The organism is Actinoplanes cyaneus, from assembly GCF_016862095.1.
Lineage (GTDB): Bacteria > Actinomycetota > Actinomycetes > Mycobacteriales > Micromonosporaceae > Actinoplanes > Actinoplanes cyaneus.
Map to the genome: position 1 here is coordinate 1 of NZ_BOMH01000127.1, position 4,396 is coordinate 4,396.

Genomic DNA, 4,396 nt, shown 5'->3' on the forward strand with positions numbered 1-4,396 from the left:
TTATAAAACAGGCCCTAGACCGAAACCTGGCCTGGCCGCGGTCCCAGAGCAATGAAACAAGTAGCCGATATGAGTGCGTTGTTACCGGCTCGTCAATGAATTGCCGTCGCGGCAACGGTGATCTCACTGCTGCTTGCCGCCGCTGCTATCCGGCTTCGAGGTTTGGCAACATGCCACCTCAACCCACCCGCAGTCGATTCAACGCTGCCACCCACGCCCGGTCGTGCAGACCGCGCGGCACCTTAAACCACATCGTGTACGTATTCGAGTCCCGATCTTCGTCCCAATCGCCCTCGCCCTCCGCGACGTAGACATGGTCCCCCATCTCCCAGATCATGACATTCCAGCCCTGGTCCGAGTCGTAGTAGGGCTCTTGGAGCGTGCCGCGGGGAACATCGCTTACCGTCCAGGAACGAATTTCCGTATCCGTGGCTTTGAGCCAGCTCCACTCCATGGTGATCGCCAGGGATTGGACACGGTAAGTCAGATTGAAGCCGAATTCTGAAGATGTTAATTCGACAGCGAAGTCCGGCGCTTCAGGGAATTCCTCGGCATGAAATCCAGTCAGGCCGTTGGAGTTATAGTCGATTATCAATCAATTGCTCCTCGCGAGATCAGATATCGACACAGGTGAAACTAGTTCAAGGTCTCCGCGTAACTCATCTCAACGCCGGGGGCACACCGGCTCGAATGGATCTCCGTGAAATCTTCACCTGATTCGTCGGTGATGTCGAGCGCTGGTGGACAGGCGAGCGTGCCGGCTCTATTTTCCTCGAGGGAGCGTCCGAACAACCCGGGAGGAAGGTCATGTGCCGAGCCCGGGTGCAGGGAGCTTCTGGCCCCGAGGGCGGCTTCCGGCGATGAATCTGACGCACTCTCTTGCCGCCGACCGCGCGCGGACCTTCTCAGCGGGCGAGCAGCTCGTTGATCGGATCGTCGGCCAGCCTTTGGGTGCGGTCCTTCATGTGATCCAGGGCGATTACGACCATAGCGGCACGCTGCGCGGGCACCCGGGCGATCTGGGCGCTCAGACCTGCCCACAAGCCGCCGTGGCGGTGGAGCGGGAAACCGGCCCGGGTCGGCACATCGACACTCCAGCCGTACGGGATGGGCGTGTCGTCGTCGAGCCGGCCCGCGGTGTGCAACAGGCCGGAAACACCCAGCTCGTCGTTCGCCAGCGCCTCGTTCCAGAGCGCGCGCCGTGAGCTGTTGCACTGCGTAAACGAGACGCTCGCGGGCTGACGAATACCAGCTACATCGAATAGGTGCTCTGCCAGTCGGACGGGTCTGTGGGTGCCGCAGATCCGGGCCGGCCACGTGGTTCGCGACGCCCGCGGCGACGCGGCGAACTCGCCAATCCGGTAGGAGGACATCGCCGCGGTGGCCGCCCGGCTGAACGTCGATGACGGGCACGCTGTCGGTCGTACGAGCTGACCGGCCCGGAGTCGCTGACCCGGCGGAGAAGGTCGACCGGATCGGCCGGATGCTGGGCCGCAGCCTCACCTACGTCGACCTGCCACGCGACATAGGCCTGGCCCAGCCGGGGTTGGTTTTGGGCGAGCACACCGAGTGGTGCATCGACGGGCAGGCCACCCTGGTCCAGCACCCGCAGGCGGCCGTGCCGGCGGTCGGTTGGCTGCTCGGCGGTCCTGCCATGAGGTGGGAGGAGTGGCCCGCCGGCCCGCCGGCATGTTCCGGTGACGGATCCGGGTGGTCACTGCATGATGTCTGAGAACGGATGATCGTAGGAGACCGGGCACCGGAAGACGTACCAGTCGAAGCCCCGCCCGATGACCACCTCGGTCATTGGGTCGGTGGTGTCGGCGGGATCCTCCACCGGCCGCCAGTGACCATCTCTGTCCCACTCGCCGAAGCCAACGGTGAATAGCAGGGTCATCTCGGTGTGGCAGGTCGGGCAGTCCGCCGTGCCGGGACCGCTCATGCGCCAGGACGGGAAGCCGCCCATCTTCCAGCCCGGCACCACTGACCAGGCCGAGTAACCGGGCCCGTCGGTGTCCTTCTCCCAGTCGGCCAGGCGAGCCTGCAGCGGCGCGGGCAGCACCTCCCGGTCCCGGTGGTCGACGACCTGTTCGGGATGTACGACACAGGGGTTGGGCAGGTAGTTCTCCTCGACGGCCAGTGGCTGAGGTGCGTTCGTGAGCGCCTCGCGGACATCGGCAGCACGCCGCCAGAGCAGCCGCAGTTTAGGTGCGTCCTCATCCGCGTGGTTCAGCGGGCACCACAGCATCTGGAACAGATCGGTGTCGTCCGGGCCGGCGAAGTCGGGCACGTCCCGGCGGTACAGCTGGGCCACCGGGATCATAGGCACCGGCTGGTGGATCAACTCCTCCGGCTCCTCGGAGTCCAGGGCACGCAGCTCGGCCCGTTCCTCGGGGGTGAGCTTACGGTCCGCTGCCGCTGCGCGTATCTGCCGGCTACGCAGGACCGCCACCGGGTTCAGGAGCGTTTCAGGGAGGTGGTCCTCACCGTCGGTACACATCGGCCATGGCTCCTCGGCCGGCCACAGCAGCGGTCCGCCGATCGAGCTGTCGGCGACGGTGGGCGAGCCCGTGCGCGGGTGCAGCCGGGTGGCCGTCCCGCGGTGCTCACGCAGCTCGGGGAAGAGTTCGTCGATGTTCAGCGGGCGCTGAGGTGTGGTCCGGGCCATGGCCGTCGATCGTAGTGGCCGCTGTGGATTGCGGAAGGCCGGTGCTCAGGGCCGGAAGCCGGCCACCACGGCGATCACCTCGTCGGTCAGCTGGATGAGACCGAGAGCCGTGAGATCGTCAGCATCTGACCGGCCTCATTGGGTGAAAGCCGAAGCTGCTGTCATGACGGTGCCCGTGACCGTGGCGGCGAGTTCGGCGTGGATACGCTTCCGGCATTCGACATGATGCTGGCGTCTTGCGCCGGGCGCTCCCTTTCAATACCGATCGTCAGCACCGAGAAGCAGATTGCCACCACACCAGGTTGGTGGCCGCCTGAGCTACCGGCTCGATAATCTCCCACCCTTCCACGATCAGCCCGCCGTTGACGCGCCAAATGTCGACGACCGCGATCTCCGGGCCCGAGTCCGGGAGTCGACGCTGTGAATGCACCACGACGTGATCACCGTCGGCCAGTATGTGCTGAATCTCAACCTGCATGCCGGCTAGCGGTGCAAGCGCAGCCCGGACAGCGGCAAGCCAGTCCGTCTTGGTCATTGCACTCGAGTCCGGCCGGTGATGCATGAAGTCTTCGCTCAAGAACTGTGCGAGCGCGTCAACGTCACCCGTCTCGATAAATCCGGCCAACGCGCGTTGGACGAGAGCCTTGCTCTGCGTGGTCATGGACCTAGTGTTTCTCTGCTTGTCGCGCTTGTCGATGAACTCGCATTTCATGGCCTCCTCCGCCGCAACGCGTACGCTGTCGGACCGTGGACACGGTCGGGCAACTACTGCGCCAGTGGCGGCGACGCCGAGGACTGAGCCAGTTGGATCTTGCAATCGCAGCGGACGTCTCATCCCGGCACGTCAGCCTGGTCGAGACAGGCAAATCGAAACCGAGCGCCAATATGATCCTTCGGCTGGCAGATCAGCTCCGCGTTCCGCTTCGGGAGCGCAACCAGCTTCTCCTAGCCGGAGGATTCGCACCCCGGTACGCCGAGCGTGCCCTCGAAGACAACGCGCTGTCAGCCGTCCACAACGCCATCGGCAAGGTCCTGCGCGCGCACGAACCGTATCCGGCGATCGTCTTCGATCGCCGGTGGAACATTGTGATGACCAACCGAGCTGTCGACCCATTCTTTGCGCACGTAGCACCCGAGCTGCTACAGCCGCCCGTAAATCTCGTACGACTCGGATTGCACCCGCATGGGCTCGCGCGCTTGGTCGTCAACTTGGCCGACGTGCGAGCAGTCTTTCGCACCCGTATCGCGCGCCAGCTCGCTTCAGCTCCTGACCCCGAACTCACCGCCCTCTACGAAGAGCTACTGAAGCCGGAGTTCGACGGAACGTCGAGTCGAATGATCGAAACAGAAGTCGTTATTCCGATGATCCTTCGCGTCGATGGGCGAGAGCTGCGACTATTCTCGACTATCACCACCTTCGGCACCCCGATGGACGTAACGATTGACGAAATAGCTATCGAGTCCTACTATCCGGCTGACGCTGAAAGTGCTCGCTACTTCACGGATAGCGCACTGTCATGCCGCGGATAGTGCTCGCCGCGCCTCGCGCCGCCGCTTCGACGCTGCGCATCCGGAGGCTCGCTGCTCGGGTCTGGCCGGGCCGGCGGGCGGTTGGGGGTACAGCGCCCGCCGCGTGATCAAGCGAGCGAGCGACAGAGTCGAGGACCGATGAGTAGGCGCGTGGCCGCAGGCACGGTGGCCGGTTGCTAATGCCGCAGGTGTTTCTGC

Annotated in this window: 6 protein-coding genes; 2 read left to right on the forward strand and 4 right to left on the reverse strand. The window is 64.4% G+C overall.

The features are described 5' to 3' along the window. Positions 1 to 178: 178 nt before the first annotated feature. On the reverse strand, positions 179 to 595 hold the full coding sequence (locus tag Acy02nite_RS45820; RefSeq protein WP_203756536.1) for a hypothetical protein: 417 nt from the start codon (positions 593 to 595) through the stop codon (positions 179 to 181). A gap of 310 nt (positions 596 to 905) precedes the next feature. Then, positions 906 to 1,373, reverse strand: a complete 468-nt coding sequence (locus Acy02nite_RS45825; protein WP_203756539.1) for a hypothetical protein — start codon at positions 1,371 to 1,373, stop codon at positions 906 to 908. A gap of 29 nt (positions 1,374 to 1,402) precedes the next feature. Here Acy02nite_RS45825 and Acy02nite_RS45830 point away from each other — a divergent pair, with 29 nt between their 5' ends. Next, positions 1,403 to 1,732: a hypothetical protein gene (locus Acy02nite_RS45830; RefSeq protein ID WP_203756542.1), complete on the forward strand. Its 330-nt coding sequence runs from the start codon at positions 1,403 to 1,405 to the stop codon at positions 1,730 to 1,732. Here Acy02nite_RS45830 and Acy02nite_RS45835 read toward each other — a convergent pair. Further along, positions 1,715 to 2,668 (reverse strand): hypothetical protein, encoded by a 954-nt coding sequence (locus Acy02nite_RS45835; protein ID WP_203756545.1) that lies wholly within the window; start codon positions 2,666 to 2,668, stop codon positions 1,715 to 1,717. The two genes, Acy02nite_RS45830 and Acy02nite_RS45835, sit on opposite strands and share 18 nt — an antisense overlap. A 268-nt stretch (positions 2,669 to 2,936) precedes the next feature. Continuing rightward, on the reverse strand, positions 2,937 to 3,380 hold the full coding sequence (locus tag Acy02nite_RS45840) for a nuclear transport factor 2 family protein (protein ID WP_203756547.1): 444 nt from the start codon (positions 3,378 to 3,380) through the stop codon (positions 2,937 to 2,939). A gap of 35 nt (positions 3,381 to 3,415) precedes the next feature. Between Acy02nite_RS45840 and Acy02nite_RS45845 the strand changes: the two genes are divergently transcribed. Next, the gene (locus Acy02nite_RS45845; RefSeq protein ID WP_203756550.1) at positions 3,416 to 4,198 is read left to right on the forward strand and encodes a helix-turn-helix domain-containing protein; all 783 of its coding nucleotides are present in this window, start codon (positions 3,416 to 3,418) and stop codon (positions 4,196 to 4,198) included. Positions 4,199 to 4,396 lie beyond the last annotated feature (198 nt).